The following is a 25,928-nucleotide window of genomic DNA, read 5'->3' as shown; positions in this document are numbered from 1 at the left end:
TTGGACGCAAGTCATCAGAAACGGTAATATTCCCCTATTGTAAGTGTTTGAATCTCCCGATTAATCGGGCCCACTCAATTTGAGATCAGTGTGATGGCAGTCGCCCCTTTAAGGCGTTCGGAACTCGGCGATGCCTTGCGCGCCTGCCGCAGCGCCTTTCTTGGCGTCGGCGTGATGAGCTGCATCATCAACCTGCTCTATCTCACCGGCTCGATTTTCATGCTCGAGGTCTATGACCGCGTGCTGCCGAGCCGGTCGGTGCCGACGCTGATCGGCCTCATCATCCTCGCCGGCGGGCTCTACATCGCGCAAGGCGTGCTCGATCTCATTCGCAACCGCATCCTGGGCCGGATCGGGACCGCGCTGGACGAGGCGCTCAATGCGCGGGTGTTCGAGACGGTGGTGAAGCTGCCGCTTCTGATCGGAAACCGCAACGAGGGCCTGCAACCTCTGCGCGATCTCGACAATGTCCGCTCCTTTCTCGGCGGGGCAGGCCCGAGCGCCTTCTTCGACCTGCCCTGGCTGCCGCTCTATCTTGCGATCTGCTTCACCTTTCATGTCATGATCGGCATCACCGCGCTGGTCGGCGCCATCATCCTGGTGACGCTGACGCTGATCACTGAATATCTGTCGCGAAGGCCCGCCAGGGAGGCAATGACGCTGGCCTCGCGCCGCAACGATCTTGCGGCTGCGAGCCGCCGCAATGCCGAGGTGCTGGTCGCCATGGGCATGGCCGGCCGGCTGGGTGCGCGCTGGAGCGAGGCCAATGAGAAATATCTCGCCGGCCACCAGCGTGCCAGCGACGTCATCGGCGGCCTTGGCGCCATGGCCAAGGTGCTGCGTATGACGCTGCAGTCCGCGGTGCTCGCGGTCGGGGCCTATCTCGTGATTCATCAGGAAGCCACCGCCGGCATTATCATCGCGGGCTCGATCCTGAGCGCACGCGCGCTTGCGCCGGTCGATCTTGCGATTGCGCATTGGAAGAGCTTTGTCGCGGCACGGCAAAGCTGGCACCGCCTCAACAAGCTGCTGGAGCAGATGCCGCAACTGCCGCCGCCGACGCTGCTGCAGAGTCCCGCCGTAAACCTCTCGGTGGAAGCCATCAGCATCGCCGCTCCCGGCGACCAGAAGATGATCGTGGGCGATGTGACCTTTGCGCTGACCGCCGGCCAGGGGTTAGGGGTGATCGGGCCGAGCGGTTCGGGCAAGTCGTCGCTGGTGCGTGCGCTCGTCGGCGTCTGGCAGCCGTTCCGTGGCAAGGTGCGGCTCGACGGCGCGGCGTTGGATCAATGGTCGTCGGAAGTGCTCGGTCGCTATGTCGGCTATCTGCCGCAGGACGTCGAGCTGTTCGCGGGCACGGTGGCGCAGAATATCTGCCGCTTCGATCCCGATGCACCCTCGGACAAGATCATCGCCGCCGCCAAGGAAGCCGGCGTGCATGATATGATCGTAAAGATGCGCGACGGCTACAATACGCAGGTTGGCGAGCAGGGTACGGCGCTGTCGGCAGGGCAGGCGCAGCGCGTGGCGCTGGCGCGCGCGCTCTATGGCGATCCCTTCCTGATCGTACTCGACGAGCCGAATTCGAATCTCGATTCCGAGGGCGACGAGGCGCTGACACGGGCGGTGCGCGCCGCGCGGGAGCGCGGCGCCATCGTGGTTGTAGTGGCGCATCGCCCCGTCGGCATCGAAGGGGTCGACCAGATACTGGTGCTCAAGGACGGTCGCGTGCAGGCGTTCGGGCCGAAAGAGACGGTCCTTGCGCAGGTGCTGCAGCCACGCGTCGCAAGCCCGACGCCGATCAAGATCGTGTCCGATGCGGGAGCTGGAAAGCCATGAGTGTCGCGGTCGTGCAGGCGCCGGTCACCGGCAATGGCTTGAAGAGCACGCGGCGCTCGATCCGGGCCCATGTGATCGCCGGCCTTGCGGTGGTCGCCATCGTCGCCGGCGGCTTTGGCGGCTGGGCATCGACCATGGCGATTTCCGGCGCATTGATCGCGCCGGGCCAGGTCGTGGTCGAATCCAATGTCAAGAAAGTGCAGCATCCGACCGGCGGCGTCGTCGGCGAATTGCTGGCGCGCGACGGTGACATGGTCAAGTCCGGCCAGATCGTGGTGCGGCTCGACGACACCGTGACCAAGGCTAACCTCGCGATCGTCACCAAGAATCTCGATGGCGCCATGGCGCGCGCGGCGCGGCTGGAGGCCGAGCAGCGCGGCATGTTCGAGATCAAGTTTCCGCCGCAGCTGACGAACCGTGCCAGCGACCCTGACGTCGCCAACGTAATGGCGAGCGAGAGCAAATTGTTCGACGTCCGTGTCACCGGGCGGGCCGGGCAGAAGTCGCAATTGCACGAGCGCATCCGCCAGCTCAACGAGGAGATCGAGGGCCTCACCGCGCAAGAGAACGCCAAGAACCAGGAAATCGCGCTGGTACAGCAGGAACTGTCGGGGGTGCGCGATCTCTACGACAAGCATTTGGTGCAGATCTCGCGCCTGACGACGCTGGAGCGCGACGCCGCGCGGCTGAACGGCGAGCGCGCGCAATACATCGCCTCCAAGGCGCAGGCGAAGGGCAAGATCACCGAGACCGAGTTGCAGATCATCCAGATCGACAAGGACATGGTCAGCGAGGTTTCCAAGGATTTGCGCGAGACCAATGACAAGATCGGGGAATTGATCGAGCGCAAGGTCACCGCGGAGGACCAGCTCCGCCGTGTCGATATCCGCAGTCCCCAAGACGGCGTCGTGGAGCAGTCGACCGTGCACACGGTTGGCGGCGTCATCAATGCAGGCGACGCCATCATGCTGATCGTGCCGCAGAGCGACGATCTGCAGGTCGAGGCCAGGGTCAATCCGCAGGACATCGACAAGCTGCAGGTCGGCCAGAAGACGCTTCTGCGCATGTCCGCCTTCAACCAGCGCACCACGCCGGAGCTCAACGGCGTGGTAAGCCGCGTCTCGCCCGACGTCGCTACCGACCAGCGCACCGGCCAGAGCTACTACACCATCCGCGTCTCGATGCCGCCGGAAGAGATCGCCCGCCTCGGCGACGTCAAGCTGATCCCGGGCATGCCGGTCGAAGCCTTCGTGCAGACCGGCGACCGCACCGTGCTGTCCTATCTGATGAAGCCCCTGCACGACCAGCTGATGCGCGCGTTTCGGGAGAAATGAGTGTTAGATCGCGCGTGATAAATCCTCGACGGCCGTCGGAATCGCGTTGTCGTCCTGTCCAAAGGACGAAAGCCAAGGCTCATAACCACTGACAATAGCTGCGGCCCATCTCTCTCCTCCGTCATGCCCGGGCTTGACCTGGACAAGCCCGGCCATGACGCGTGGGGTTGGCGGTTTGCTGCTTCACTGCTGCCTGTGGTTGGGTTTCGGCCGTCGCCGGAATGACAGCTATTGCGATAGTTCCTTCAACAACAACTCCAGCGCCGTCTTTGCAAACACCTGCATGTTGCCGGCACGATCGTTGCTGGCCGTCTCCAGCGTGATCACTTTGGTCGCAACGCCCGCAACCGCCATGCAGGAGTGGCCGGCAGCGTCGCCGTAGCGGTTGCCGGTGGGGCCGGTGGCGCCGGTTTCGGACACGCCCCAATCTGTTTCAAAACGCCGCCGCATCTGCTCGGCCAATAATCTTGCATAAGGCTCCGACGCCGAGCGGATGCCCTTCATCGCCTCGTCCGGAATGTCCATCAGAATGCGGCGTGCTTCGCGGGTATAGACCACGGCCCCGCCCTTGAAATAAGCGGACGCGCCGGGCACCGCGAGCAGCGCGGAGGCGATCAGCCCGCCGGTCGAGGATTCGGCGACCGCAATCGTTTGCTTCCGCGCCACCAGCTTTGTCGCGATCTGCCCGGCGATGCCGATAAGTTCCTTCATTGGCTTCTCTCCCGTTTCGCGCGTTCCTAAAGCGCGATGAGGTTTGGTTGAATCGTTATCGTGCTTTAGCTCTTTGATTGAGCATGATCTTTTCGGAAAACCGCTACACACTTTTCCGGATCATGCTTTAGCATGGGCGCGTGCCATTTGCGCCTGTTGCGGGGCCCGCGTGGGCCTGCTTCAATGGCCTCCACCAACAAGGCGCCAAGCGCCGTGAGGCGAGCACGAGGAAACGCCATGACGTCTATCGTCGCGGGCGGCGTCGATTGCGATTTGCATCCGGCGGTGCCGCATTTGACCAGCCTGCTGCCTTACCTGAACGACTATTGGCGCGACCAGGTGACGACCCGTGGCATGGTCGATCTCGTGTCGCAGTCCTATCCGCCGAATTCGCCGATCTCGGCGCGCCCGGATTGGCGGCCGACGCAGGGCAAGCCGGGATCGCGGTTACAGGACCTGCAGGCACAGGCGCTCGACCCGTTTCAGGCAGCCTTTGGCATCTGCAATCCGCTCTATGGCGTGCAGATGGTGTTCTCCGAGGACATGGCGGTCGCCTTCTGCCGTGCGCTCAACGACTGGCTGGTGAGGGAGTGGCTGGACAAGGATACGCGACTGCGCGGCTCGATCGTGATCCCCGTGCAGAACGTCGAGAAATCCGTGGCCGAGATCGAGCGCTGCGCCCAGGACAAGCGCTTTGTCCAGGTGCTGATGCTTGTGATGGGCGACCTGCCGCTTGGCAAGCGCCACTACTGGCCGATCTATGCCGCGGCGGAGCTGCTGGGATTGCCGATCGGCATTCACGCCGGCTCGAACTATCACAACCCGCCATCGTCGATCGGCTGGGGTTCCTATCACATCGAGGATTATGTCGCGCAGGCGCAGGCCTTCCAGACCCAATTAACGAGCCTGATTGTCGAGGGCGTCTTCGCGCGCCATCCGAATCTGAAAATGGTGATGCTGGAAAGTGGCTTCACCTGGCTGCCGCCGTTCCTGTGGCGCTTGCACAAGTTCTGGCGCGGCATTCGCATGGAGACGCCATGGGTCGACCGTGCCCCGCTGGAGATTGTGCGAAGCAACATCCGCTTCTCGCTGCAGCCGGTTGATGCGCCCGAGGATCCCGCAGTGCTGCATCGGCTGTTTGACCATATGCAGTCGGACGAATTGCTCCTATTCTCCACCGACTATCCGCATTGGCAGTTCGACGGCGACGACGCACTGCCGAAAGGGTTGTCGTCCGATCTCGTGCGCAAGATCATGATCGACAATCCGTTTGCGACCTACGGCCGGCTGCGACAAGAGGCGGCCAGGGAGATAACGCCATGAACATGCAGTTCCGCGACCTTCCCGAGCAGTCGGCAACCTCGGCGGCAAAGACGGCGATCGCCGATTGCGACATCCATCCGGCGCGCGCGACCAAGACGGAGCTATATCCCTTCCTCGCCAGGCGCTGGCAGGAGCATCTGGAGACTTACGACAAGCACGCCTATCAGGGCATGATGGAAGGCCCGCCCTATCCCAAGGCGCAGCCCAATGCCTCGCGCCGCGATGCCTATCCGCCGGAGGGCGGCCCGCAGGGCTCTTCGCTCTCCTTCATGCAGAAGCAGCATCTTGACCCCAACAATGTCGTGCTTGGCGTGCTCAACCCGCTGCAGACCGGACAGGGCATCCGCAACCAGGATCTCGCCGCCGCCATCTGCTCGGCGATCAACGACTGGCAGATCGAAAAATGGACGTCCAAGGATTCGCGGCTGAAAGCGTCGATCGTCGTCGCCAATGAAGACGGCCCGGCCGCTGCCGCTGAAATCCGCAAGCGCGCGGGCGATAGGAATTTCGTCCAGGTGCTGCTGTTGAGCCGCAATGTCGAACCGCTCGGCCAACGCCGCTATTGGCCGATCTATGAGGCCGCCGAGGAAGTCGGCCTTCCTGTCGGCGTGCATGCCTTCGGCTTCGGCGGCAATCCGATCACCGCATCGGGCTGGCCGAGCTACTACATAGAGGAAATGGTCGGCCATTCGCAATGCCAGCAGACGGCGCTGGCAAGCCTCGTGCTGGAAGGCGTGTTCGAGCGTCATCCCAAGCTGAACATGATCATGATCGAAGCCGGATTTGGCTGGACGCCGTCGCTCGCCTGGCGGCTGGACAAGGTCTGGCAGCGGCTGCGCAGCGAGGTGCCGCATGTGAAGCGCCCGCCGTCCGAGTATATCCGCGATCACATCTACTGGACCACGCAACCGATGGAAGACCCGGAGCGCCGGCAGGACCTGTTCGACGTGATCGACTGGATCGGCTGGGACAAGCTCCTGTTCGCCACCGACTATCCGCACTGGGATTTTGATGAGCCGTCACGCGTGCTGCCGCCCGGTGTGTCTGACGACAATCGCGCGGCGTTCTATCTTGGCAATGCGCGGAAGGTGTATGGCGTAGACTGATGGCCCGTCATGTGATCGCTCCGGTCGACGAACTGCCGCCGGGCACGCGCAAATTTCTCACCATCGACGGCCGCCCCATCGCCGTGTTCAACATCAAGGGCGAGTTCTTTGGCCTCCTGAACCGCTGCCCGCACCAGGGCGCGGCTCTGTGCGAAGGACCGCTGATCGGGCTCGCGCGATCCAAAGATCCCGGCGAGATCGAATATACAAAACTTGGCGAGATCATCCGCTGTCCCTGGCACGGCTGGGAGTTCGACGTCCGCACCGGCCAGTCCTACTGCGACCCACGCCGCTTCCGGGTGAAGGCCTATCCGGCGCATGTCGAGGCGGGCGCGACGGTGGTGAAAGGGCCATATGTCGCGGAGACCATCAAGGTCGCGGTCGAGAGCGACTATGTGGTGGTGGAGTTGTAGGACTCCAACCGAGCCGCATACTCAACTCGTCATGCCCGGGCTTGACCTGGCTTGACCCGGGCATCCAGGCCTTCTCTACCGCTGCCAAGACGTGGATGGCCGGGACAAGGCCAGGCCATGAGGGCGAGTGTTGGGCGAGTTGGCGTTGCGTAGCCCGCCGTTCTTTCGGACATAAACGTAACGGCCTCCTGGATTGACAAAGCATATTATCTGACTAAAGTCAGATAATATGCTGGACCCCATCTCCCGCGTCCGCCGCTTCAACCGCGCCGTCACATCGGAAGTCGGTGCACTCGACACCTCGTTTCTCGGGCGTGGCCGGCCGCTGGGCGCGGCACGCGTGCTCAACGCGATCGGCCTCGGGCGCGGCGATGTCGCAGAGCTGCGCGACTATCTCGGCCTCGACTCGGGGCTCATGAGCCGTCTGCTCCGCGGCCTGGAGGACGAAGGTCTCATCCACACTTTGCCGCATCCGGATGATGCGCGGCGCCGTATCGCGAAGCTCACGAGGAGCGGTCGGCAGGAATTCAGCGCTTATGAAGCGATCTCCAATTCACAGGCCGAACTCATCCTTGCCCGCCACCACAAGCCCGAAGCGCTGCTGGCTGCAATGGACATGGTTGCCTCCGCATTCGGACGCAGCCGGATCCGCATCGAGGAAATGGACCCGAAGGGCGAAGAGGCGCGCTACTGCCTTGGCGAATATTACGGCGAACTCTCGCGTCGCTTCAAAGGCGGCTTCGAGGTTTCGCTTTCGCGCGATCCAGACGCCACCGATATGATGGCGCCGCGCGGTGCATTCTTTGTCGCGATGTCCGATGGCCTGCCGCTGGGTTGCGTCGGATTGAAGGGCTCAGGAGGCGAGCTTGCCGAAATCAAGCGACTATGGGTCGCGCCCTCGGCACGCGGACTCGGAGTCGGGCGACGCCTCATGGACTCCGCAGAGAACGCCGCGCGGAACCTGTCGGTCAAAATCCTTCGCCTGGATACCAACAGCGCGCTGCCCGAAGCTCGTCAGCTTTACCGCAGCACCGGCTGGACCGAAATCGAGCGCTTCAACGATGATCCATATCCGGATCTATTCTTCGAGAAGAGCGTGTTGCCCGATAGCAGGCCGTCCTACTGAAACGCCACTTCCGCAAAGCTCCTCAGCTTGCGCGAATGCAGACGTTCGGACTCCTGGTGCTTCAGTCGCTCCAGCGCCTTCAGGCCGATCTCCAGATGTTGCTCGACGCGCTGACGGTAGAACTCGCTCGCCATCCCTGCGAGCTTGATCTCGCCGTGAAGCGGCTTGTCGGAGACGCAGAGCAAGGTGCCGTAGGGGACGCGGAAACGATAGCCGTTGGCCGCGATCGCCGCCGACTCCATGTCGAGCGCGACGGCGCGCGACTGCGACATGCGCCTGATAACCTCCGGACCGCTGATCTCCCAATTGCGGTTATCGACGCTCGCCACCGTTCCGGTGCGCATCAGCCGCTTGAGTTCGAAGCCCGACAATCCCGTAACCTCGCCGACCGCCTCCTCGAGCGCGACCTGCATCTCGGCCAGCGCGGGGATCGGCACCCATAGCGGCAGCTCGTGATCAAGCACATGGTCTTCACGGACATAGCCGTGCGCCAGCACATAGTCGCCGAGCCGCTGCGTGTTCCGTAAGCCCGCGCAATGGCCGAGCATCAGCCAGGCATGCGGCCGCAGTACCGCGACATGGTCCGTGATATTGCGGGCGTTGGAGGGGCCGATTCCGATGTTGATCAAGGTAATGCCGCGGTAGCCGGGCTCGACGAGATGAAAGGCCGGCATTTGCGGTGTTCGCGCCGGCGCGACCCCGGTCGTGCCGCCACCGAGACGAGCGCTGTGTGTGACCATATTGCCGGGCGCAACGAAGGCATCGGGGCCGATCCGGCCAGAGGCGAGGCGCTGCTGGCACAGCTGCGCGAAGGCATCGACATAGAACTGGTAATTCGTGAAGATCACGAAATTCTGGAAATGCTCCGGATCGGTGCCGGTGTAGTGATAAAGCCGCCGCAGCGAGTAATCGACGCGCGCGGCGCGAAACAGGGCCAGCGGCTCGGGAGCGCCCGGCGGAAGCTCGAGCATGCCGTCGGCGATGGCGTCGTCCATGCCCGCAAGATTGGGCATGTCGAACACGTCGCGCAGCGCCCGCACGACGGTCGAACGATCGTTGTTGGTCAGTGCCGCCTCAATGTTGATGTCGCGCCGATAGGCGAAATGAATCGGGATCGGCTCGTTGGACTCGCCGATCTCGACCGAGACGCCGTGGTTCTTGATCAACAGTCCGATCTGCTCGGTGAGGTAGGCCTGGAACAGGTCCGGCCGCGTCACGCTGGTTTCGTGCACGCCGGGACCCGCGACAAACCCGTAAGAGAGACGTGAATCCAGTCGCGCATGCGTGGCGGTGGTGATGCGCACGAACGGGTAAGTCGCGCGCACCCGCGCGGCGAGAGGCTCGCCATTGATATAGGCCTCAAAGCGATCGCGCAGGAACTGGGTGTTGCGCTGGTAGATCTCGTCGAGCCGGGCGACGGCCGCGGCCGCATCCGTGAAGGCCTCGGTTGCAATGGCTGGTGGCGTTTCGATGGGATGTGCGGACGACATTTGCGGGATACGGGCTTTTTCTCGGGAGACGGTTCAACGATTCCAAGTATAGCCCCGCAGACTGGTGAGAGCGAAGCAAAACCGATTGCTGTTCCGGCGGGCGTGGTGGGTTTCGCTGGCGCCCGCGGTGTAGCGGCCCCCGGCCATGCCTACGCCCTCTGCTTTCTGAGAGGGTGACGGACGATGCAGAGCTCGGGCGAACGGCGCCGCGAGAACGCGAATGCGTGTAGTCCTCCCTCGTCATTGAATCGCGAAGCAATCCAGAGCCGCATGCATGGCTCTGGATTGCTTCGTCGCTTCACTCCTCGCAATGACGGAGCGGGTTGTTGGACAATTGAATCCGCATTGCCCGGCAAGCGGTGCGAGGGAGATCGGAGACAGCGGCTACTCGGCTACCCCGCCGGCCATCATCCTCCGCTCGCGCGCATAGCGCACGAGCGCTGCGAACCGGTAGAGACCGTGAACGAACTTGCCGTAGGGTAGCGTGATGAATAGCGCGAAGACGAAACCGAGATGCAATGCCAGCAGCGGGCCCATGGCGTTGGTGTCGCGCCACAACAGCACTGCCAGCCCGGTCACGCCGGTGAGCAGCAGCATCACGGTGAAGGCGGTGTCCATGCCCGTGCGCGTTTCATCAACCAGCACGGCATCGCGCTGCCGCTTTGCAGCGAGTAAGCCAATAGGGCCAACGAACAGGCCGATGCCGCCGAGTGTGCCGAGCACGACCGGCAGATCCCACCAGGCATAGGGCGCCTCGCGGCCGAGCAGATAGTGATAGAGCGTGCCGACGCAGGTCGCCGCGAAGCAGAGCAGGAAGCCGTAGAGCGTGAAGTGATGATAGAGTCTGCGCCGGTCGGTCGGTTGGTCGTCATCGTTGAAGCAGCCGACTCCGCCGCCATCGAGATAGCGCAACTCGCCGGCGTCACGAATGGCCTGCCACAGCGAGGGCGCATCGGCCTTCATGCCGACGGGCTCGCCGATGTCGCGCCAGAACGCGCGCAGGCTCATCGCGAGCGCAAGGATCACGTAGAGAAAGGCGGCGCCGAACAACAGCGCCATCGCATTATGCGGCATCAGCGCGTAGAACGCGCCGGGGCCGGTATGGATACCGTAGAGCACCGCGTGGTCGTTCACCGCGGCGAAGCCGAAGATGAAAGCCGCCACGCTGATCGCGGCAATCAGGCTGATCGCAAGCCCGTTGCGCGCAAACAGCCCGGCAAAAGCGCGTGGCCAGGCATAGGCGGCGTAGGAGTCGGCGCGCGCGATCGCGAGCGTCTTTGGCACATTGACGTTGAACTCGTGCGGCGGCGAGAACTGGCAGTCGACATAGCAGGCGCCGCAGGCGTGGCAGAGGTTGGCGAGATAGTTCAGATCGCCGTCCGAAAAGGCGCGGCGCATCTCCATGGCGGGAAACACCGCGCACAGCCCCTCGCAATAGCGGCAGGAATTGCAGACCGTCATCAGCCGGTCGGCTTCGTCGAGGATCTTGGTTCCGTGCATCTATGCCGCTTCCTGTCCGCGTGCGTCTATCTCCCTCTCCCCGCAGGCGAGGCGAGGTGATCCGCGCCGGTTGCTAATTCCGCGCATGCTTTGCCGCCTCCCGCCCCGCGACGCGCCCGAACACGCTACCGATGGTCATGCCGATGCCGGCGGCGTAGCCGCGTCCCAGCACGTTGCCCGCCATGATCTCGCCGGCGGCGAACATGTTGGCCGACGGCTTGCCGTCCTTCATCAGCATCCGCGCCTCCCTGTTCACGCGGGTGCCGAGATAGGTGAAGGTGATGCCTGGCCGCACCGGATAGGCATAATAGGGTGGCGTCTCGAGCTTGCGGGCCCAATGCGTCTTGGGCGGGGTGATGCCCTCGGTGCGGCAATCGTCGAGAACGGTGTGGTCGAAGGTGCCGGGCCGCACCGCGGCGTTGAAGCCGGCAACCGTCCTCTCCAGTGCGGCCGGATCGAGCTCGAGCAGGCCCGCGAGCTCCGCGATCGTGTTCGCCTTGATCGGAGGAAACAGCGACGGCATGAAGCTCGTCAGCACGGTGGAATCGAAAATGATGTAGGCGATCTGCCCGGGCTGGCCGGCGACGAGGCGTCCCCAGATCGCATAGCGCTTGGGCCAGATGTCCTCGCCCTCGTCGTAGAAGCGCATCGCGCTGCGGTTGACCACGATGCCGAATACCACGCAGTCGAGACGCGTGATGATGCCGCCGTCGAAGCGCGGCGCGCGGGCGTCGATCGCGACGGCGTGGCATTGGGTGGGATCGCCGACCTCCTTGACGCCCTTGCCGAGCAACATCTTCAGGATCGAGCCGCGGTTATAGGGCGTGCCGCGGATCAGGAAATTATCGGCGGCCTCCCCCCAATATTGCTTCAGCCATTCGATGTTGGCCTCGAAGCCACCGGCGGCGGCGACCAGGGCAGCGGCGCGAACGCTGATGCGGCCGTCGCGCTGTTTGAGTGTGGCCGACAGGAACATGCCGTTGTCGATCTCGAGATCGATCACCTCGGCATCGTACATGATCTCGACGCCGAGCGCCTCGGCCGTGCGGTAGAGCGCGTTCAGCATCGCGCGGCCACCGCCGAGGAAGAAGGAGTTGGTGCGCCCGAGACTGAGCGTGCCGCCGAGCGAGGGTTGCCAGCGCACGCCCTGCTCGACGATCCAGTTGAGGATGTCCTTGGACTCGGCGATCATGAAGCGCGCGAGCTCCTCGTCGGTCTCGCCGCCGGTGACGCGCTGCAGGTCCTCCCAGAACTCCTGCTCGGTGTAGGGACCGGTCAAAATCCCGGTCGCCGCATCATGGGCGCAGCGCATGTTGCGGGTATGGCGGGTGTTGCCGCCGCGGTAGAATTTCGGTGCACCCTCCAGCACCAGCACGGAGGCGCCCTGCCGTCGCGCGCTGATCGCGGCGCAAAGCGCGGCGTTGCCGCCGCCGATCACCAGCACGTCGAACTTGCGATTGAGATCAACCATGCGCCCTTGTTATCCGGTTCGCATGGAAAGGGAAGGGCCGGACAGGATAAAGGCGCCGCGCAGCAGGAATGCGCTGCGCGACGCCTTTCATATCGTGGGATATCAGGCGGTGACTGCTTCGCGGTTCTCGACGGTCTCGCCTCCGCGGTAGACCGTGAGCGCTGCGATGATGCCGAGCACGGCGCCGAACATCAGCCAGTAGCAAGGCGAGGCCTTGTCGCCGGTCGTTTCGATCAGCCAGGTTGCTGCGAACGGCGTGAAGGTGCCGAACAGGGCCGCCGCCAGCGCAAAGGCGAGCGAGAAGCAGGTGGTGCGGACGTGCTTGGGCACGATCTCCACCAGGGCGCCCAGCATGGTGCCGCTATAGGTGCCGAAGTAGAAGGAGAACATCATCTGCACCGCCAGGAGTTTCCCGAACGAGGGAGCACTCACCAGCCAGTGCAGTGCCGGATAGGCCGTCAGCAGCGACAGGGTGGCAATCCCGATCAGCACCGGCTTGCGCCCGATGCGGTCGGACACTGCGCCGCCGACCGGATTCCAGATGAAGTTGGTGACGGCAACGAGCAGCGTGACCAGCAATGCGTCGGCCGTCGACAGCTTCAGCACAGTCTTGCCGAAGGTCGGGGTATAGACGGTGATGAAATAGAAGGTCGTGGTGGTCAGCACCGCGATCATCATGCCGAGGATCACGATGCGCCAGTTGGCAATCGCCGAGGCGAACACTTCGCTCGCCGTGGGGTGCTTCTTCATCGCCAGGAATTCCGGGGTCTCTTCCAGCGTCCGCCGCAGGAAGAAGATCACGGGAATGATCAGGCAGCCGATGAAGAAGGGGATACGCCAGCCCCAGGCGGCGATGGTGGCGCTGGACATCGATTCGTTCAGCACATAACCCAGGATTGCCGCGACAAAGATTGCGACCTGCTGGCTGGAGGACTGGAACGAGGTGTAGAAGCCGCGGTTGCCGGGCGTGGAAATCTCGGCGAGATATACCGATACGCCGCCGAGCTCGACACCGGCCGAGAAACCCTGCAACAGGCGGCCGATCAGCACGATGACCGGAGCGGCGACCCCGATGGTCGCGTAGCTCGGACAGAACGCAATCACCACGGTGCCGACTGCCATGATGGAGAGCGTGGTGATCAGGCCCTGCCGGCGGCCGATGCGGTCGATATAGGCACCGAGCACGACCGCTCCCACCGGGCGCATCAAGGCGCCCAGCCAGAACACGCCAAAGGTGTTGAGCAGCGCCGCGGTCTCGTTCTCGGACGGAAAGAACGCCTTCGCAATCACGGGCGCGTAGAAGCCGAACAAGAAGAAGTCGAACTGCTCGAGGAAGTTGCCGCTTGTGGCGCGCATGATGGCGCCGAGGCGCGACTTGATCGCTGGTACCTGTGTCGTCGTCGACGTCTGCGACATCGTGAGCTTCCTCCCCCGTCAGGAATAGCCGGTTGCGGGAAAACTTCACGCCAGCCGACAGTTGATGGGAGCGCGATCCGGAAAAGTGGATGCCGGCTTTCCGAACGGATCGCGCTCAATGAAAAGTCAATCTGCCACGCCCATGGCGGCCGACCAACCGGAAAGCGCCTTATATTTTCAGCTAGCGTCGCGCGGAAGCGCCGATTTTCAAGACTTGTGCTGCACCGCAGCGAGCAGCCATTGGCGGAACAGCTTCAGCTTCGGCGGATCATCGCTCGCCTCGGGCGAGACCAGGTAGAAGCCGGCATCGGCGGGGAGGGTGATCTTGAACGGCACGACGAGGCGTCCCTTGGCGATGTCGTCCTGGACATACGAGGTCCGCCCCATCGCAACGCCGATGCCGTCGATTGCGGCCTGCACGGTCATGAAGATGAGGTCGAAGGTCAGGCCCGGCTGCTTGGAAATGTCGGTCGGCAAGCCCGCCGCCGTCAGCCAGAGCCGCCAGTCATCGTCATAGCCACCGCTGGAATGCAGCAGCGTGTAGCGCGCGAGGTCCTGCGGACAGGTGAGCGGCTTGTCGCCCTTGAGCAGCGCCGGGCTGCAGACCGGAAACAGCTCGTCCGCCATCAGCCATTGCGCGCGCAGTCCTGGCCAGTGGCCGCGCCCATATCGGAGCGCCGCATCGACATCGCCGCTCCTGAAATCGACCAGGGTGGTCGAGGTGGTGATGCGCACATCGATGCCGGGATGAGCCTCCTGAAAGGAGGAGAGGCGCGGCAGCAGCCATTTGGCGGCAAGCGAGGCCAGCGTCGAGATGGTCAGGACGTTGTCCTCGTCCTTGCGCAACAATCTGTCGGTCGCAAGCCGAAGGTCGTTGAAGGCGGCGCGCACGCCCGGGAGATAGTCCTTGGCCTTCGGGGTCAGCGCCAGCGCGCGATTCCTGCGGAGGAACAGGCGAAGCCCGAGCTCCTCCTCCAGCCGCTTGATCTGGTGGCTGATGGCGGTCTGGGTCACGTTCAGTTCGGCCGCGGCGAGCGTGAAGCTCAGATGTCGCGCGGCAGCCTCGAAGGCCCGCAAACCATTGAGGGACGGCAGCCGCGTAGTCATTTAACAAATCTCAAATTCATGAGGTTTTGTCATCTGAAACGGGACAAAGTGTCGTTTGTGGAACAGCTGTCGGGGGCAGATATTAGCCCTCAAAGTTTAGCTTTAGGAGCTAATCATGTCTACCTGCACCCACCATACGATGACAAATCATCATGTTAACGGGTTCTGGGCCAACCTGGGTGAAACCCTCCATGTGTGGCGCGAGCGTCATCGCACCCGCGAGGAACTGACCCACTGGTCCGATCGCGATCTGCACGATGTCGGTCTGTCCTGGAGCGACGTCGTCGACGAAGCCGAAAAGCCGTTCTGGCGGGCTTGAGCGAGCAGCCTGATTGGCATTGCCTCAGGGGATGCCGATCGGCGGCCTTTTCGGAAAATGACGGGAGTTGGCCATGACATCGCTTCGGTTTGATGCTCTTGCGCAATATTCCGACACTTTGCACGCGCGGAGCGGCGAGGCGGTGACGGTCCGCTTCGTCGAGCCGCGCGATGCAGAAGAACTGCAGAACTACTACCGATCGCTGTCGGCCGCCTCCCGCTACAAGCGCTTTCTCGGTGCGATGAGCGAACTGCCGAAATCGGTGCTCGATCATTTCACCCATGTCGGCCTGGACGATTCGTTTACCGTGGTCGCCACGATCGAGGTGGACGGCTTTGAGAGCATTGTCGGCGAGGCGCGATACGCCTTCCACGCGGAGGACCTGAGCATCGAGTTCGGCCTGTCGATCGACGATCGCTGGCAGGGTCATGGCATCGGCGCGGCGCTGATGAAGAATCTGGAATGCCGGGCCGCGTCGTTGGGTGGGACCATCCTGTTTGGTGATACGCTGCGCTCCAATAGCGCAATGATTGCGCTCGCCCGCAAATCCGGCTTCGCTTTCACCAACCATCCCGACGATTGGAAACTGGTACGTTTCGAGAAAGAGATCAACGTCGCGCCGAAGGACATCCCCTGCGCAAGCTGGCGGCTCGCCGCGGAAGCTCGGCAGCTTGCGGTCGCCTGATCTAATGATCCCCGAATACCGGGTTGCGCTTTTCGATGAAGGCCTGCACCGCTTCGCGATGATCGGCCGTGGAGGTGAGGCGGATCAACCGTTCGGCCTCGTGGTCGCGCGCGGTAGCGAAGTCAAAAGACAAAGCCTCATCGAGATTGTCCTTCATGTAGCGCAACGCCAGCGTCGGGCCCTCGGCCATGGACTTGGCAAGCGCGAAAGCCTCGGCCTGTAGCTCGGCGTCCGGCACCACGCGATTGACGAGGCCGATGCGCTCGCAGCGTTCGGCATCGACCTTCTCGGCCGCGAACATCAACTCGCGCGCCCGCGCGGTGCCGACCAATCGCGTCAAGAGCCAGGCGATGCCATAATCGCCAGAGAGCGCGACGCGCAGATAGCCGGTGGAGACGAAAGCCGATTGCGCCGCGATACGGATGTCGCAGGCCATCGCGAGCGCGAGCCCCGCGCCCACCGCGGGGCCGGGAAGTGCGGCGATGGTCGGTTTGCGCAGCGCGGCCAGAGCCCCGGTGAGAAGGCGCTGCCGCTCCTGCAAGTCGGCGACCTTGTCGTCGAACGACATCGCGAGCTTTGCCTTGTCGCGATGTGCGCCCATTCCCTTGACATTGCCGCCCGCGCAGAAGGCGGTGCCTGCACCGGTCAGGAGCAGCACCCCGACATCGGGATTCTCGCCACACGTCTTGATCATCGCGCGCAACGCCGGCGACAGAGTGTCCGACAGTGCATTGCGCGCCTCGGGGCGGTTCAGCGTGATGATCGCGACGCGGTCGCGGATAACGCAGAGGAGCTCATCGGTACCGGTGTCGATCTTTGTCTCGGTGGTCATGTTGCCTCCCTTGTTCGGTCATACCGGGGCGGTGCGCCAGCACCGAACCCGCAATCTCGAGATTCTCGGATGTGTAACAGCACATCAGAGCTCGCCTTTCGGGGCCCGGGATGATTTCAGAACTTCTCGACCCACGGCCGCAATTCCATCTCCCAGGTCCAGGCACTGCGCGGCTGTTGCAGGACGTTCCAGTAGCTTAGCGCAATGGCGTCAGGATCGAGCATGGAATCCGGCCGGTCCGCCGGCTCGGTTCGCCCCGCGCTGCGGATGCCGCCGTCGATCACGAAATGGGCGACATGAATGCCCTGCGGTGACAACTCGCGCGCGAGCGATTGCGCGAGGCCGCGCAGGCCGAACTTGCCCATCGCAAAGGGCGCGGATTGCGCATAGCCCTTCACGCTGGCCGACGCTCCAGTGAGCAGGATCGCCCCATGCTTTTTGGGAAGCATGCGCGATGCCGCTTGTTGCGCCACCAGAAAGCCGCCGAAGGCACTGACCATGATCGCCTGCGCCACTTCGGCAGGCACCAGGTCGACGAAGGGACCGCGGGCGCGACCGCTTGCATTATACACGACAAGGTCGGGCGCGGCGATCTCGCGCTCCACGAGACCGAACAGGCGTTCGACGTCGTCGGGCTCGGCAGCATTGCAGGCATAGGCGCGCGCGCCGGTCTCGTGGCACAGGGCGCCGAGCTTCTCGATCTTGCGCGCGGCGAGCGCGACGCGAATCTCCTTGCTGGCGAACAGCCGGGCAAGCGAGGCGCTCAAGCCCTCGCCGGCGCCGACAATAAGTGCGGTCTTGTATTTCGGGAGATCCATGGGCGCCGTCCTTCTGACTTTACTGGGACTCTCTATCTAGGCGCACAAGGCGGCGAGACAACCGGCCTCCTCGAGGATCGGATCGAGCGCGGCCTTGTCCGAGACATCGGCGTATTTGCCGCGCAGCAGGGCAAGCGCGCGTGCATGATATTTTTGCGGTTTCTGGACCCAGACATTGTTGCCGAGGGTCACTGAGAACTCCTCCTTGCCCTCGGCAAGCGCTCTCTCGTTCGCCTGCGTCCAGGTCATGAATTGTCTGCCTACCTGGTTTTTCAGAATCGGCATCAGTGTCGGTTGTAGCCTTGCCCAGTTCTCGAAGGCGCTATCCGCCCGCGGCCACAGCATGCGCTGAATCCATTCGAGCACGCGCGGCGCGCGCCCTTCGATCAAGGATCCGGCCGTGGGGTCCGTCCAAAGCTCATAAAATTGTCCCCAAAGGCCGAAGTCGCCGTAAGCGGGGCGGCCGCCAAACAGATAAGGCCGTGTTGCGAGATGGGTTTCGAGCATCCCGAGCATCTCGGCAAAGCCGGTCTCGATCTGGGACGCTGTCACCTCGTTGGAGCCGACGAACCAGACCCGCTCGACCATGCGAGTGCGGATCTTCTCGACCAGTGCGGCATGCACATCATTACTGGCGTTCGGTGCCTGCATGCGGGCGATGCGGCCGGCGGACGCCAGCTGATCGACCTCGCGCGCCCAACGGTAGTGGAACATCCATTTATTGCCCCACTCGTCGCCGAACTCCTCGATCAGCGCCGAGAGGAATCGCAGCGCACCTTCGGGATGCACCGAGGGTTCCGGAAAGAGTTTCTCGAGCTGGTCGATGATCGGGGTGGAGTCCTGGATGCCGTTCTGCTGGGGTGTCACCACCAGCGGTATGATCGGCAGCTTGGCGTAGGTCTGGTAATCGGCCTGGCTTTCCGCGTTACGCAAAATCCATTGATGCGGAATGGCTTTATAGCGAAAATAGGAGCGGACCTTGACGGAGTAGGGCGACATTTCTGCCCCGACGAGCGAAAAGAGGTCCGCCATGGGATCATGCCTCCCTGAGAATTTCGCGGCTTCAGCGGCCGCCTGGCAAATGATCTACAGCATTCAAAGCCGGGAAGACAGGGTGGAAAAGAACGAGGGCGATTGAAACATGCACCAGCTCATCAAAGATGACGTTGCGGCCGACACCGACCGGTCGAGACTGTTGGCGCCCGATACCACGGGCATCAATTTCTATCGCGCCGATCCGGCGCTGAGCGATCTCTTGCGCATTCATCTGCCCGATGCGCTGTTCCGGCACATCGAGCCGCATCTGGATCGGTTGGGTGAACTCGCCGGCGGCCATCTCGACGAATGTGCGCGGCTCGCCGATCGACATACCCCAGTGTTGCACCCGCGCGACCGTTTCGGGCGCGACGTGCAGTCGATCGAGTATCATCCGGCCTATCGCGAGCTCGAGCGTGCCGCTTTCGGCGAGTTCGGCATCCACGCCATGTCCATCCGCAAGGGCATCATGGGCTGGCCGGAAAAATATCCTGTCGCCGCCAAGCACGCCTTTACTTTTCTATTCAACCAGGCGGAATTCGGGCTGGGCTGCCCGATCAACGTCACTGACGGTTGCGCCAAGCTGCTTAACAATTTCGGCAGCGACGAATTGAAGGCAAGATATCTCGACGGCCTGACCCAGACCGATATCAGCAAGCTGACCCAGGGCGGCCAGTTCATGACGGAGAAGGAGGGCGGCTCCGACGTCGGCACGCTCACGACATCAGCGGTGCAGGAAGGCGACCATTGGCGTCTGCATGGCGAGAAATGGTTCTGCTCGAACGCCGATGCGAAGGTCGTGATGCTGTTGGCACGGCCCCAGGGCGCTGGCGACGGCACGCGCGGCGTCGGGCTGTTCCTGATGCCACGCTTTCTCGACGACGGATCGCAGAACCACTACCGGATCGTTCGGCTCAAGGACAAGCTCGGCACCCGCTCGATGGCCTCGGGCGAGATCAAGTTCGAAGGCGCGATTGCCTATGCGGTCGGTCGGCTCGACCGTGGCTTTGTGCAGATGGCGGAGATGGTCAACTCCTCGCGCCTCTCCAACGGCGTCAAATCGACTGCGCTGATGCGGCGCGCCTATCATGACGCGATGACGGTGGCGAGGAATCGCGTGGTGTTCGGCAGCCGCATCGTCGATCTGCCGCTCGGGCGGCGGCAATTGATGAAGATCATGCTCGCGACCGAGCAGGCGCTGTCGATGAGCTTTGTCACCGCGGATGCGCTTGACCGAGCGGAGGCCGGTAGCCAGGACGCCGCGGCACTACTGCGTATCCTGACCCCGACCTTGAAATTCCGCGCCACGCGCGATGCGCGAAAGGTTTGCGGCGACGCCATGGAGATGCGCGGCGGCACCGGTTATATCGAGGAGTTTGCGACTGCGCGTCTGCTGCGCGACGCGCATCTCGGCTCGATCTGGGAAGGCACCGGCAACATCGTCGCGATCGACGCGCTCAAGCGCGCGGTCGGGCGACATGGCGCGGAGTCCGCGCTTGCCGCCGACCTGCACGCGCGGCTGGATGAGAGCGTCACAGTGCCGCAGGCCTGGCGCGACCGCCTGCGCGGTCTCGTCGACCGCGCCGTCGGCTTTGCTCGTGAGGTCGCTTCGCGGGCCGACAATGAGGGCGATGCGAGGCGCGCCACCACCTTGCTCTACCATGTCGCAAGCGCGGTGACGCTCGCCTGGGAAGGCGCGCGCATCGATCAGATGCGCGGCGATGCACGACGGCTGCTGCTGTCGCGCCTTGTGCTCGATCACCGGCTTTCCTCGGGCGATCCGTTCCGGCTCACGGAAAATGTGACGCAAGGCGCGATTGCAGCGCTGCTGCTTGGCGAGCGTTCGGCCGGCATGGCGGAGGTTGGCGAATTGCTTCTGGCAGCGTAGGCTCGAAGCCGCACACACGGACTCACCACTTCCCGATGGGGAGTTGTGAGAAGAAACAAACAAATGAGGAAACACCGATGAAGGCCGCCGTCCTTTATGAAGTCAATAAACCGCTTGTCATCGAGGATGTCAGCCTGCCCAATCCGGGTCCGCGCGAAGTCTTGATCCGGACCGCGGTCGCCGGCCTCTGCCATTCCGATCTACATTTTATCGAAGGGCTCTATCCGCATCCGCTGCCGGCTGTGCTCGGCCATGAATCTGCCGGCGTGGTCGAGAAGGTCGGCTCCGACGTCACCTATGTGAAGCCGGGCGATCACGTCGTCACCTGCCTCTCGGTATTCTGCGGCACCTGCGACAATTGCACCACGGGGCGGCCGGTGCTCTGCACCGACACCACGGTGAAGATGCTGCCCGGCGTGTCCAACCGCATGCAATGGTCTAAGCCGGAGAAGCTCAACCAGTTCCTGAACCTGTCATCGTTTGCCGAGCAGATGCTGGTGCACGAGAACGCCATCGTCAAAATCCGCCAGGACATGCCGCTCGATCTTGCTGCCTTGATCGGCTGCGGCGTCATCACTGGCTATGGCGCTGTCGTGAACACTGCGAAAGTGCAGGCGGGTGAAACTGTCGCCGTGATCGGTTGCGGCGGGGTCGGCATGGCGGCGATCAACGGAGCTGCGATTGCCGGCGCGGGCCGCATCATCGCGATCGACACCAATCCCGCCAAACTGCAGCTTGCAACCAAACTTGGTGCGACCGATATCGTCGATCCCAACAGGGGTGAGGTGGTGCAGCAGGTGCGCGAACTCACCAAGGGCGGAGTGCATCATGCCTTCGAGGTCTTGGGTCGCAAGGAGACCGCGGAGCAGGCTTTTGCGATGCTTGCGCCTGGCGGCACCGCGACCATCGTCGGCATGATCCCGTTCGGCCAGAAGATCGAGCTGCACGGCTTCGACTTCCTGCGCGAGCGCCGCATCCAGGGCTCGTCGATGGGCTCCAACCATTTCCGCGTCGACATGCCGCGGCTGGTCGAGTTCTACATGCGCGGCAAGCTGCATCTGGAGGACTGGATCTCGGCCAAGCTGAAGCTGCCGGAGATCAATGAGGGTTTTGCCGATATGAAAGCCGGCAAAACGCTGCGCAGCGTGATCATGTTTGATGCTTAGCCGTCGTCCCGGCCGAAGAGCCGGGACGACCTCGCAACTGTTATTTGGCGCGAGATTCCGGGTTCGCGCTATCGCGCGCCCCGGAATGACGGGATCACCGCGATACGTGGGCGGAGACGGCCAGCCAGCGGCCGTTCTGTTTCGCCCAGCAATCGGTGTAGCGGCCGGAGGCCTGCTTGCCGTCGGCGGTGGTGTAGCTGGTTGCGCCGTGGATGATGGCGAAGTCGCCCATCACGCGAATCTTCACATCATGTTCGAGAAGATTCCTGATCGTGACTGGCTCGGCCGTCTGCTTCAGGAAGCCGGCACGGTCGACCAGGGATTTGTCGGGATTGGTGCAGTAAAATTCCGGTGCCAGGATCTCGTTAAAGCGCTTCACATCGCCATTCTGCACGGAGGCGACGTAGTCGCGGTTGAGTACGGTGAGTTCCTCAATATCCTTGCTCATTGCTACCTCCCGTTCGTCATTTCAGGGGCGTGGATCGCGCGCCCCTGAATCCGTATAAGGCCGGGTTGGCAGTTTTGATACATCGCACCAAAGCGCGATGAGATTTGGTTGAATCGTCACCGCGCTTTAGGTCTTTGATTGAGCATGATCTTTTCGGAAAACCGCTACACACTTTTCCGGATCATGCTTTATGTTGCCGCAGGCCAGCTAATCGTCAAACATCTTCGGCGGTACGAAGCCGCCGAACTCGCGTTCGATCAGCTCGGCGAGTTTGATCGGCGTCTTGTCCTCGAGCCATGGTCCGATGATCTGCACGCCGACCGGCAGCCCATCCGACGCAAAGCCGGTCGGAATAGCAGTTGATGGCAGCCCCGGCAGCGTTGCGAAGCCGGGCCAGGAGAGCTGGTCGGGATAGACATAGTCCTTGCCGTCGATATTGATGCGGCGGGTCTCCTGCTCCGGCGAATGGTCGTGCGGATAGGCCTGCGTCGGCATGATCGGGCAGATCACCGCATCGAATTCCCTGAACAGGGCCCGCCATTGCGCGCGCAGCCGCGCACGGGCTCCGTCGTCGAGCACCCAGGCGCGATGGCTGATCGAGATGCCGCGCAGCCGTTCGGCCGCGAGGCTCGTATCGTCGGGCGCGAGTTGCGCCGCGGCGGCGCGTGCACCTTCATATTGCTCGGTCGGCCAGAACGAGGCCAGGAACCCCATCAGCATCCGCATATAGAGCCGCGAAGCATCCGCGAAATCGGGCAGCAGCGGGCTCTGCCGCGCCACGCGCGCGCCGGCCTTCTCGAGATTGCCGGCAAGCATCTCGATGCTCGCGCGAACCTCCCTGTTCGGCGGCAACAGCGGATGGCCGTCGACGACCAGCACGCGGAAATCCTTCAATGCCGCGTGGCGTGGCGACGGCAATGCGAGCGTGTAGCCGACGCCGGCATCCAGCGGATCGGGCCCCGCGATCACGTCGAGCGCGAGCGCAAGATCGGCGGCACCGCGCGCCATCGGGCCCAGCACCGAGAGATCGCGATCCATCGGAATCGGCTGGACCTGCGGAGGAGCGTGACCGCGGATCGCCACCAGCGCGTAGGTCGGCTTGTGCGCGTAGACGCCGCAATGGAACGCCGGCACGCGCACGGAGCCGCCGATATCGGAGCCCAGCGACAGCGGTCCGTAGCCTGCAGCAAGCGCCGCCGAGGAGCCGCCGGACGAACCGCCGGGCGTGCGTCCGAGATCGTAGGGGTTATTGGTTGTCCCGTAGATGTCGTTGTAGCTCTGCCAGTCGCCGAGGCCGAGCGGCACGTTGGTCTTGCCGAGGATGACGCCGCCGGCCTCCTTCACGCGGCTGATGGTCAACGCATCCTCCGTCGGTCGATAGTCCTTTTGCGGGACGAAGCCCCAGGTGGTCGGCAGGCCCGCAATGTTGAAGGATTCCTTCACCGTGAGGGGGATTCCGAGCAGTGGCTTCATCTCGCCACGCCCCAGTGCCGCGTCGGCGGCACGGGCGGCCTGCATGGCACGGTCGAAATCGCGCACGCAGATGGCATTGATCTTGTCGTCGTGACGCTCGATGCGGGCGATTGCATCTTCGGCGAGCTCGACTGCTGAAACCTGTCTTGCTGCGAGTGCCGCCGACAATTCGGTCGCGGTCTTGAAGCTCCATTGCGATTTGGCCAAGGCGAGTTCTCCCTTCCGATCTTTTGCTATCGAGTGTTGATCAGAATGGACCTCGGCCGCAAGCTCGGTTTGACCGCAATTGCTATGCGAACAGTCTATCCGGGCAGCATGCGCTGCATGACACCGTTGCGATAGACGAACAGATGCACGAGTGCAGCCAGCACGTGCAGGCCGATGAAGACCAGCAAGGTCCACTCCGCCACCTGATGCAAGCCATCGATAGCGCGTCCGGCTGCCGCATTGTCGGACGCCAGCATTGGAAATGGAAACAGATAGAAAAAGGAAACGGACCAGCCGCGGAACGATGCAAACAGCCAACCCGTAACGGTCGTCGCGAGCACCAGGATATAGAGCAGCCAATGTACTAGTTCGGAACTGAGCCGCTGCCAGGACGGTAGCGAGCTTTCAGGCGCGACCGGATGCGTCAAGCGCCAGACAAAACGCAGCATGATCAGGAGGAGAATCGAGAGACCGAAGGAGAGATGCATGGTCATCAGGACGCCCGGCTGCATCCCGCGATGGATGTCCGGCATCAGCCAGCCGATCAGATATTGCACGACAAGCAGCGCGACGATGAGCCAATGAAATACCTTGGCCGTATGGCCATATTGCAGGCGAGAAGACATGGGATCCCGGAGCAATCGATATCAGGCGAGGACACTTGCAGATTGCCTAGCCGATGTCGAAGTTCACGTCAAAGATGCCGAACTAGAATCGTTTGCAGGTGGCACCGGTGACTGCGTCATAATGAGTTCATATTTCAATCTGTCCGTGCCGCGCGGGGGCATGCGAGCACGCGCGTCGCCATCGCAAGCGGACTATGCGCCTCCGATCAGAATACCCACCGCGAGCACGATCACGCCGCCAAGCACGATCTGGAATACGGCCTGCAGGAACGGCGTGTCCATGTAGCGGGTGCGGATATAGGCGATCGCCCACAGCTCGAAGAACACCACGACGCCGGCGATCGCGGTCGCGATCCAGAACGCGTTGGTCCAGCTGTCCGGCACCAGATAGGGCAGGGTGTGGCCGAGCCCGCCGACCGTGGTCATCAATCCGCAGGTCAAGCCGCGCAGCCACGGCGAGCCGCGCCCGGTCAATGAGCCGTCGTCCGACAAGGCTTCGGCAAAGCCCATGCTGATGCCGGCGCCGATCGAGGCCGCAAGACCCACGAGGAATGTCTGCCAGTTCTGATGGGTGGCGAACGCGGCGGCAAACAGCGGCGCGAGTGTCGAGACCGAGCCATCCATAAGTCCCGCCAGACCCGGCTGCACATATTGCAGCACGAAGACGCGCCGGCGCGTGCGGTCCTCGGCGGCGCGGACATCGGGGCTCAGGATGTCATGGGTTAGCTGGGTTGCGGTCTTCTCGTGGTCCTTCTCCGCCTCCGCGAGGTCGCCGAGCAACCGGCGCACGGCAACGTCCTGCGCCTGGTCGGCCGCCTTGACGTAAAACCGCTCTGCCTCGAACTCCATCGTCTCCGCTTCCTTGCGGATGGTCTCCAGCGGCAGGTTCTTGGTCAGCCACACCGGGCGGCGGCGCAGAAATCCCTTTACGTCGTCGCGGCGAATGGGCGGCAGATGGGGGCCGAAGCGCTGTTCATAGAGCTCGAGCAGCATGTGCCGATGGCCGCGTTCCTCCTCCGCCATCTCCTCGAACAGTTTTGCCGAATCCGGGTAGCGATCCTTCAGGTCCTCGGCAAAGGTCATGTAGATGCGGCTGTCTTCCTCCTCCGCGGAAATCGCCACTGCCAGCACCTCGCGCTCGGTCAGATCGGCGAAATTCTTCATAAGATCGCTTTCTCGTTAATTTAGAATGGTTCTAAATTGTATAGGGGCTCATCGTTCCGAGGTCAAATCCAAGCGGGGCCCCTAATTGGGGCCGTCAGTCACAGACCGGATGGGAACCGGCTGCGGAAGATGACCGTTGCACATCGCCAGCCATTGCCATGAACAGGGAGAGTGCATGGAGACGATCAAATACCGGCTCAACGATCCGGGCTTGGCGCCGCGGCGGACCAAGCTGGAAATTCCGGGCTGGGCCGGCAGGCGCGAGCCCCGTGCAGATGGCTCGCGCGAGCAGGTCTGGCATTGCGTGCCGTTCACCGAAGGTGCCCAATACGGGATCGAGCTGTTCTACCCCTACGACTTCGAACTGTGCGTGTGACGACGAGGGACGGCCGCCTGGTCATGGAAGGCGATTGAGGCGATCCGCCGCCGGA

Annotated in this window: 23 protein-coding genes and 1 pseudogene; 11 read left to right on the top strand and 13 right to left on the bottom strand. The window is 63.1% G+C overall.

The features are described 5' to 3' along the window. Positions 1 to 93 precede the first annotated feature (93 nt). Positions 94 to 1,839, top strand: a complete 1,746-nt coding sequence (locus A3AI_RS0122520) for a type I secretion system permease/ATPase (protein WP_198030173.1) — start codon at positions 94 to 96, stop codon at positions 1,837 to 1,839. Then, positions 1,836 to 3,173: an HlyD family type I secretion periplasmic adaptor subunit gene (locus tag A3AI_RS0122515; protein ID WP_024517743.1), complete on the top strand. Its 1,338-nt coding sequence runs from the start codon at positions 1,836 to 1,838 to the stop codon at positions 3,171 to 3,173. Before A3AI_RS0122520 ends, A3AI_RS0122515 begins: the two co-directional genes overlap by 4 nt. A gap of 228 nt (positions 3,174 to 3,401) precedes the next feature. On the opposite strand, the gene A3AI_RS0122510 is transcribed toward A3AI_RS0122515, so the two are convergent. After that, a complete protein-coding gene (locus A3AI_RS0122510; RefSeq protein ID WP_024517742.1) occupies positions 3,402 to 3,884 on the bottom strand; it encodes a CinA family protein in 483 nt (160 codons plus the stop codon). A gap of 237 nt (positions 3,885 to 4,121) precedes the next feature. On the opposite strand from A3AI_RS0122510, the gene A3AI_RS0122505 reads away from it, so the two are divergent. The 4 genes from A3AI_RS0122505 (at position 4,122) to A3AI_RS0122490 (ending at position 7,852) form a co-directional block, all read left to right on the top strand. Next, positions 4,122 to 5,207 (top strand): amidohydrolase family protein, encoded by a 1,086-nt coding sequence (locus A3AI_RS0122505; protein ID WP_024517741.1) that lies wholly within the window; start codon positions 4,122 to 4,124, stop codon positions 5,205 to 5,207. Continuing rightward, positions 5,204 to 6,313, top strand: a complete 1,110-nt coding sequence (locus tag A3AI_RS0122500; RefSeq protein WP_024517740.1) for an amidohydrolase family protein — start codon at positions 5,204 to 5,206, stop codon at positions 6,311 to 6,313. Before A3AI_RS0122505 ends, A3AI_RS0122500 begins: the two co-directional genes overlap by 4 nt. Continuing rightward, positions 6,313 to 6,726: a Rieske (2Fe-2S) protein gene (locus A3AI_RS0122495; RefSeq protein WP_024517739.1), complete on the top strand. Its 414-nt coding sequence runs from the start codon at positions 6,313 to 6,315 to the stop codon at positions 6,724 to 6,726. The genes A3AI_RS0122500 and A3AI_RS0122495 overlap by 1 nt, the downstream gene beginning before the upstream one ends. Before the next feature lie 229 nt (positions 6,727 to 6,955). Further along, positions 6,956 to 7,852 carry a bifunctional helix-turn-helix transcriptional regulator/GNAT family N-acetyltransferase gene (locus A3AI_RS0122490; protein ID WP_024517738.1) on the top strand — a complete coding sequence of 299 codons (897 nt, stop codon included), beginning with the start codon at positions 6,956 to 6,958 and terminating at the stop codon, positions 7,850 to 7,852. On the opposite strand, the gene A3AI_RS0122485 is transcribed toward A3AI_RS0122490, so the two are convergent. The 5 genes from A3AI_RS0122485 to A3AI_RS0122465 all read right to left on the bottom strand — a co-directional run bounded on the left by A3AI_RS0122485 (position 7,846) and on the right by A3AI_RS0122465 (position 14,836). Further along, a complete protein-coding gene (locus A3AI_RS0122485; RefSeq protein WP_036049149.1) occupies positions 7,846 to 9,342 on the bottom strand; it encodes an AMP nucleosidase in 1,497 nt (498 codons plus the stop codon). The two genes, A3AI_RS0122490 and A3AI_RS0122485, sit on opposite strands and share 7 nt — an antisense overlap. 384 nt (positions 9,343 to 9,726) lie before the next feature. After that, positions 9,727 to 10,842 (bottom strand): tricarballylate utilization 4Fe-4S protein TcuB, encoded by a 1,116-nt coding sequence (gene tcuB / locus A3AI_RS0122480; RefSeq protein WP_024517736.1) that lies wholly within the window; start codon positions 10,840 to 10,842, stop codon positions 9,727 to 9,729. Between the two features lie 73 nt (positions 10,843 to 10,915). After that, complete coding sequence (gene tcuA, locus A3AI_RS0122475; protein WP_024517735.1) at positions 10,916 to 12,313, bottom strand: FAD-dependent tricarballylate dehydrogenase TcuA; 1,398 nt, start codon at positions 12,311 to 12,313, stop codon at positions 10,916 to 10,918. 102 nt (positions 12,314 to 12,415) lie between these two features. After that, positions 12,416 to 13,729, bottom strand: a complete 1,314-nt coding sequence (locus tag A3AI_RS0122470; protein WP_024517734.1) for an MFS transporter — start codon at positions 13,727 to 13,729, stop codon at positions 12,416 to 12,418. Between the two features lie 207 nt (positions 13,730 to 13,936). Beyond that, positions 13,937 to 14,836 carry a transcriptional regulator GcvA gene (locus A3AI_RS0122465; protein WP_024517733.1) on the bottom strand — a complete coding sequence of 300 codons (900 nt, stop codon included), beginning with the start codon at positions 14,834 to 14,836 and terminating at the stop codon, positions 13,937 to 13,939. Between the two features lie 115 nt (positions 14,837 to 14,951). Between A3AI_RS0122465 and A3AI_RS0122460 the strand changes: the two genes are divergently transcribed. Continuing rightward, positions 14,952 to 15,155, top strand: coding sequence for a DUF1127 domain-containing protein (locus A3AI_RS0122460; protein WP_024517732.1), 204 nt, complete (start codon positions 14,952 to 14,954; stop codon positions 15,153 to 15,155). Positions 15,156 to 15,228: 73 nt separating this feature from the next. After that, positions 15,229 to 15,840: a GNAT family N-acetyltransferase gene (locus tag A3AI_RS0122455; RefSeq protein WP_024517731.1), complete on the top strand. Its 612-nt coding sequence runs from the start codon at positions 15,229 to 15,231 to the stop codon at positions 15,838 to 15,840. A gap of 1 nt (position 15,841) precedes the next feature. Here A3AI_RS0122455 and A3AI_RS0122450 read toward each other — a convergent pair whose 3' ends face one another. The 3 genes from A3AI_RS0122450 to A3AI_RS0122440 all read right to left on the bottom strand — a co-directional run bounded on the left by A3AI_RS0122450 (position 15,842) and on the right by A3AI_RS0122440 (position 18,522). Next, positions 15,842 to 16,672, bottom strand: coding sequence for an enoyl-CoA hydratase (locus A3AI_RS0122450; RefSeq protein ID WP_024517730.1), 831 nt, complete (start codon positions 16,670 to 16,672; stop codon positions 15,842 to 15,844). Positions 16,673 to 16,788: 116 nt separating this feature from the next. Next, positions 16,789 to 17,490, bottom strand: coding sequence for an SDR family NAD(P)-dependent oxidoreductase (locus A3AI_RS0122445; RefSeq protein WP_024517729.1), 702 nt, complete (start codon positions 17,488 to 17,490; stop codon positions 16,789 to 16,791). Between the two features lie 36 nt (positions 17,491 to 17,526). Beyond that, a complete protein-coding gene (locus A3AI_RS0122440) occupies positions 17,527 to 18,522 on the bottom strand; it encodes a glutathione S-transferase family protein (protein ID WP_024517728.1) in 996 nt (331 codons plus the stop codon). A gap of 109 nt (positions 18,523 to 18,631) precedes the next feature. On the opposite strand from A3AI_RS0122440, the gene A3AI_RS0122430 reads away from it, so the two are divergent. Next, complete coding sequence (locus tag A3AI_RS0122430) at positions 18,632 to 20,413, top strand: acyl-CoA dehydrogenase family protein (protein ID WP_024517727.1); 1,782 nt, start codon at positions 18,632 to 18,634, stop codon at positions 20,411 to 20,413. Between the two features lie 77 nt (positions 20,414 to 20,490). Continuing rightward, the gene (locus A3AI_RS0122425) at positions 20,491 to 21,579 is read left to right on the top strand and encodes a Zn-dependent alcohol dehydrogenase (protein WP_024517726.1); all 1,089 of its coding nucleotides are present in this window, start codon (positions 20,491 to 20,493) and stop codon (positions 21,577 to 21,579) included. A 94-nt stretch (positions 21,580 to 21,673) separates the two neighbouring features. Here A3AI_RS0122425 and A3AI_RS0122420 read toward each other — a convergent pair whose 3' ends face one another. The 4 genes from A3AI_RS0122420 to mbfA all read right to left on the bottom strand — a co-directional run bounded on the left by A3AI_RS0122420 (position 21,674) and on the right by mbfA (position 25,497). Beyond that, the gene (locus A3AI_RS0122420; RefSeq protein WP_024517725.1) at positions 21,674 to 22,027 is read right to left on the bottom strand and encodes a nuclear transport factor 2 family protein; all 354 of its coding nucleotides are present in this window, start codon (positions 22,025 to 22,027) and stop codon (positions 21,674 to 21,676) included. A 207-nt stretch (positions 22,028 to 22,234) separates the two neighbouring features. Then, positions 22,235 to 23,707 (bottom strand): amidase, encoded by a 1,473-nt coding sequence (locus A3AI_RS0122415; RefSeq protein ID WP_024517724.1) that lies wholly within the window; start codon positions 23,705 to 23,707, stop codon positions 22,235 to 22,237. Positions 23,708 to 23,802: 95 nt separating this feature from the next. Continuing rightward, on the bottom strand, positions 23,803 to 24,333 hold the full coding sequence (locus A3AI_RS0122410; protein ID WP_024517723.1) for a cytochrome b: 531 nt from the start codon (positions 24,331 to 24,333) through the stop codon (positions 23,803 to 23,805). Positions 24,334 to 24,525: 192 nt separating this feature from the next. After that, positions 24,526 to 25,497, bottom strand: coding sequence for an iron exporter MbfA (gene mbfA / locus A3AI_RS0122405; RefSeq protein WP_024517722.1), 972 nt, complete (start codon positions 25,495 to 25,497; stop codon positions 24,526 to 24,528). A gap of 175 nt (positions 25,498 to 25,672) precedes the next feature. Here mbfA and A3AI_RS43265 point away from each other — a divergent pair. Next, a pseudogene (locus A3AI_RS43265) lies at positions 25,673 to 25,908 on the top strand (hypothetical protein); the annotation flags it as partial. Positions 25,909 to 25,928: the final 20 nt, after the last annotated feature.

Origin of the sequence: Bradyrhizobium sp. Tv2a-2 (assembly GCF_000472425.1) — a bacterium.
Lineage (GTDB): Bacteria > Pseudomonadota > Alphaproteobacteria > Rhizobiales > Xanthobacteraceae > Bradyrhizobium.
The sequence above is the reverse complement of the archived record's forward strand: the minus strand, read 5'-3'. Positions and strand labels throughout refer to the sequence as shown.

Excerpts from the sequence above, each read along its gene's own strand:
- A3AI_RS0122430 (WP_024517727.1), top strand. The coding sequence starts at position 18,632 with ATGCACCAGCTCATCAAAGATGACGTTGCGGCCGACACCGACCGGTCG.
- A3AI_RS0122490 (WP_024517738.1), top strand. The coding sequence starts at position 6,956 with ATGCTGGACCCCATCTCCCGCGTCCGCCGCTTCAACCGCGCCGTCACA.
- A3AI_RS0122450 (WP_024517730.1), bottom strand. The coding sequence starts at position 16,672 with ATGACCACCGAGACAAAGATCGACACCGGTACCGATGAGCTCCTCTGC.
- A3AI_RS0122460 (WP_024517732.1), top strand. The coding sequence starts at position 14,952 with ATGTCTACCTGCACCCACCATACGATGACAAATCATCATGTTAACGGG.
- A3AI_RS0122485 (WP_036049149.1), bottom strand. The coding sequence starts at position 9,342 with ATGTCGTCCGCACATCCCATCGAAACGCCACCAGCCATTGCAACCGAG.
- A3AI_RS0122455 (WP_024517731.1), top strand. The coding sequence starts at position 15,229 with ATGACATCGCTTCGGTTTGATGCTCTTGCGCAATATTCCGACACTTTG.
- tcuA (WP_024517735.1), bottom strand. The coding sequence starts at position 12,313 with ATGGTTGATCTCAATCGCAAGTTCGACGTGCTGGTGATCGGCGGCGGC.
- A3AI_RS0122505 (WP_024517741.1), top strand. The coding sequence starts at position 4,122 with ATGACGTCTATCGTCGCGGGCGGCGTCGATTGCGATTTGCATCCGGCG.
- tcuB (WP_024517736.1), bottom strand. The coding sequence starts at position 10,842 with ATGCACGGAACCAAGATCCTCGACGAAGCCGACCGGCTGATGACGGTC.
- A3AI_RS0122510 (WP_024517742.1), bottom strand. The coding sequence starts at position 3,884 with ATGAAGGAACTTATCGGCATCGCCGGGCAGATCGCGACAAAGCTGGTG.
- A3AI_RS0122470 (WP_024517734.1), bottom strand. The coding sequence starts at position 13,729 with ATGTCGCAGACGTCGACGACGACACAGGTACCAGCGATCAAGTCGCGC.
- A3AI_RS0122420 (WP_024517725.1), bottom strand. The coding sequence starts at position 22,027 with ATGAGCAAGGATATTGAGGAACTCACCGTACTCAACCGCGACTACGTC.
- A3AI_RS0122465 (WP_024517733.1), bottom strand. The coding sequence starts at position 14,836 with ATGACTACGCGGCTGCCGTCCCTCAATGGTTTGCGGGCCTTCGAGGCT.
- A3AI_RS0122410 (WP_024517723.1), bottom strand. The coding sequence starts at position 24,333 with ATGTCTTCTCGCCTGCAATATGGCCATACGGCCAAGGTATTTCATTGG.
- mbfA (WP_024517722.1), bottom strand. The coding sequence starts at position 25,497 with ATGAAGAATTTCGCCGATCTGACCGAGCGCGAGGTGCTGGCAGTGGCG.
- A3AI_RS0122440 (WP_024517728.1), bottom strand. The coding sequence starts at position 18,522 with ATGGCGGACCTCTTTTCGCTCGTCGGGGCAGAAATGTCGCCCTACTCC.
- A3AI_RS0122445 (WP_024517729.1), bottom strand. The coding sequence starts at position 17,490 with ATGGATCTCCCGAAATACAAGACCGCACTTATTGTCGGCGCCGGCGAG.
- A3AI_RS0122500 (WP_024517740.1), top strand. The coding sequence starts at position 5,204 with ATGAACATGCAGTTCCGCGACCTTCCCGAGCAGTCGGCAACCTCGGCG.
- A3AI_RS0122520 (WP_198030173.1), top strand. The coding sequence starts at position 94 with ATGGCAGTCGCCCCTTTAAGGCGTTCGGAACTCGGCGATGCCTTGCGC.
- A3AI_RS0122495 (WP_024517739.1), top strand. The coding sequence starts at position 6,313 with ATGGCCCGTCATGTGATCGCTCCGGTCGACGAACTGCCGCCGGGCACG.
- A3AI_RS0122515 (WP_024517743.1), top strand. The coding sequence starts at position 1,836 with ATGAGTGTCGCGGTCGTGCAGGCGCCGGTCACCGGCAATGGCTTGAAG.
- A3AI_RS0122425 (WP_024517726.1), top strand. The coding sequence starts at position 20,491 with ATGAAGGCCGCCGTCCTTTATGAAGTCAATAAACCGCTTGTCATCGAG.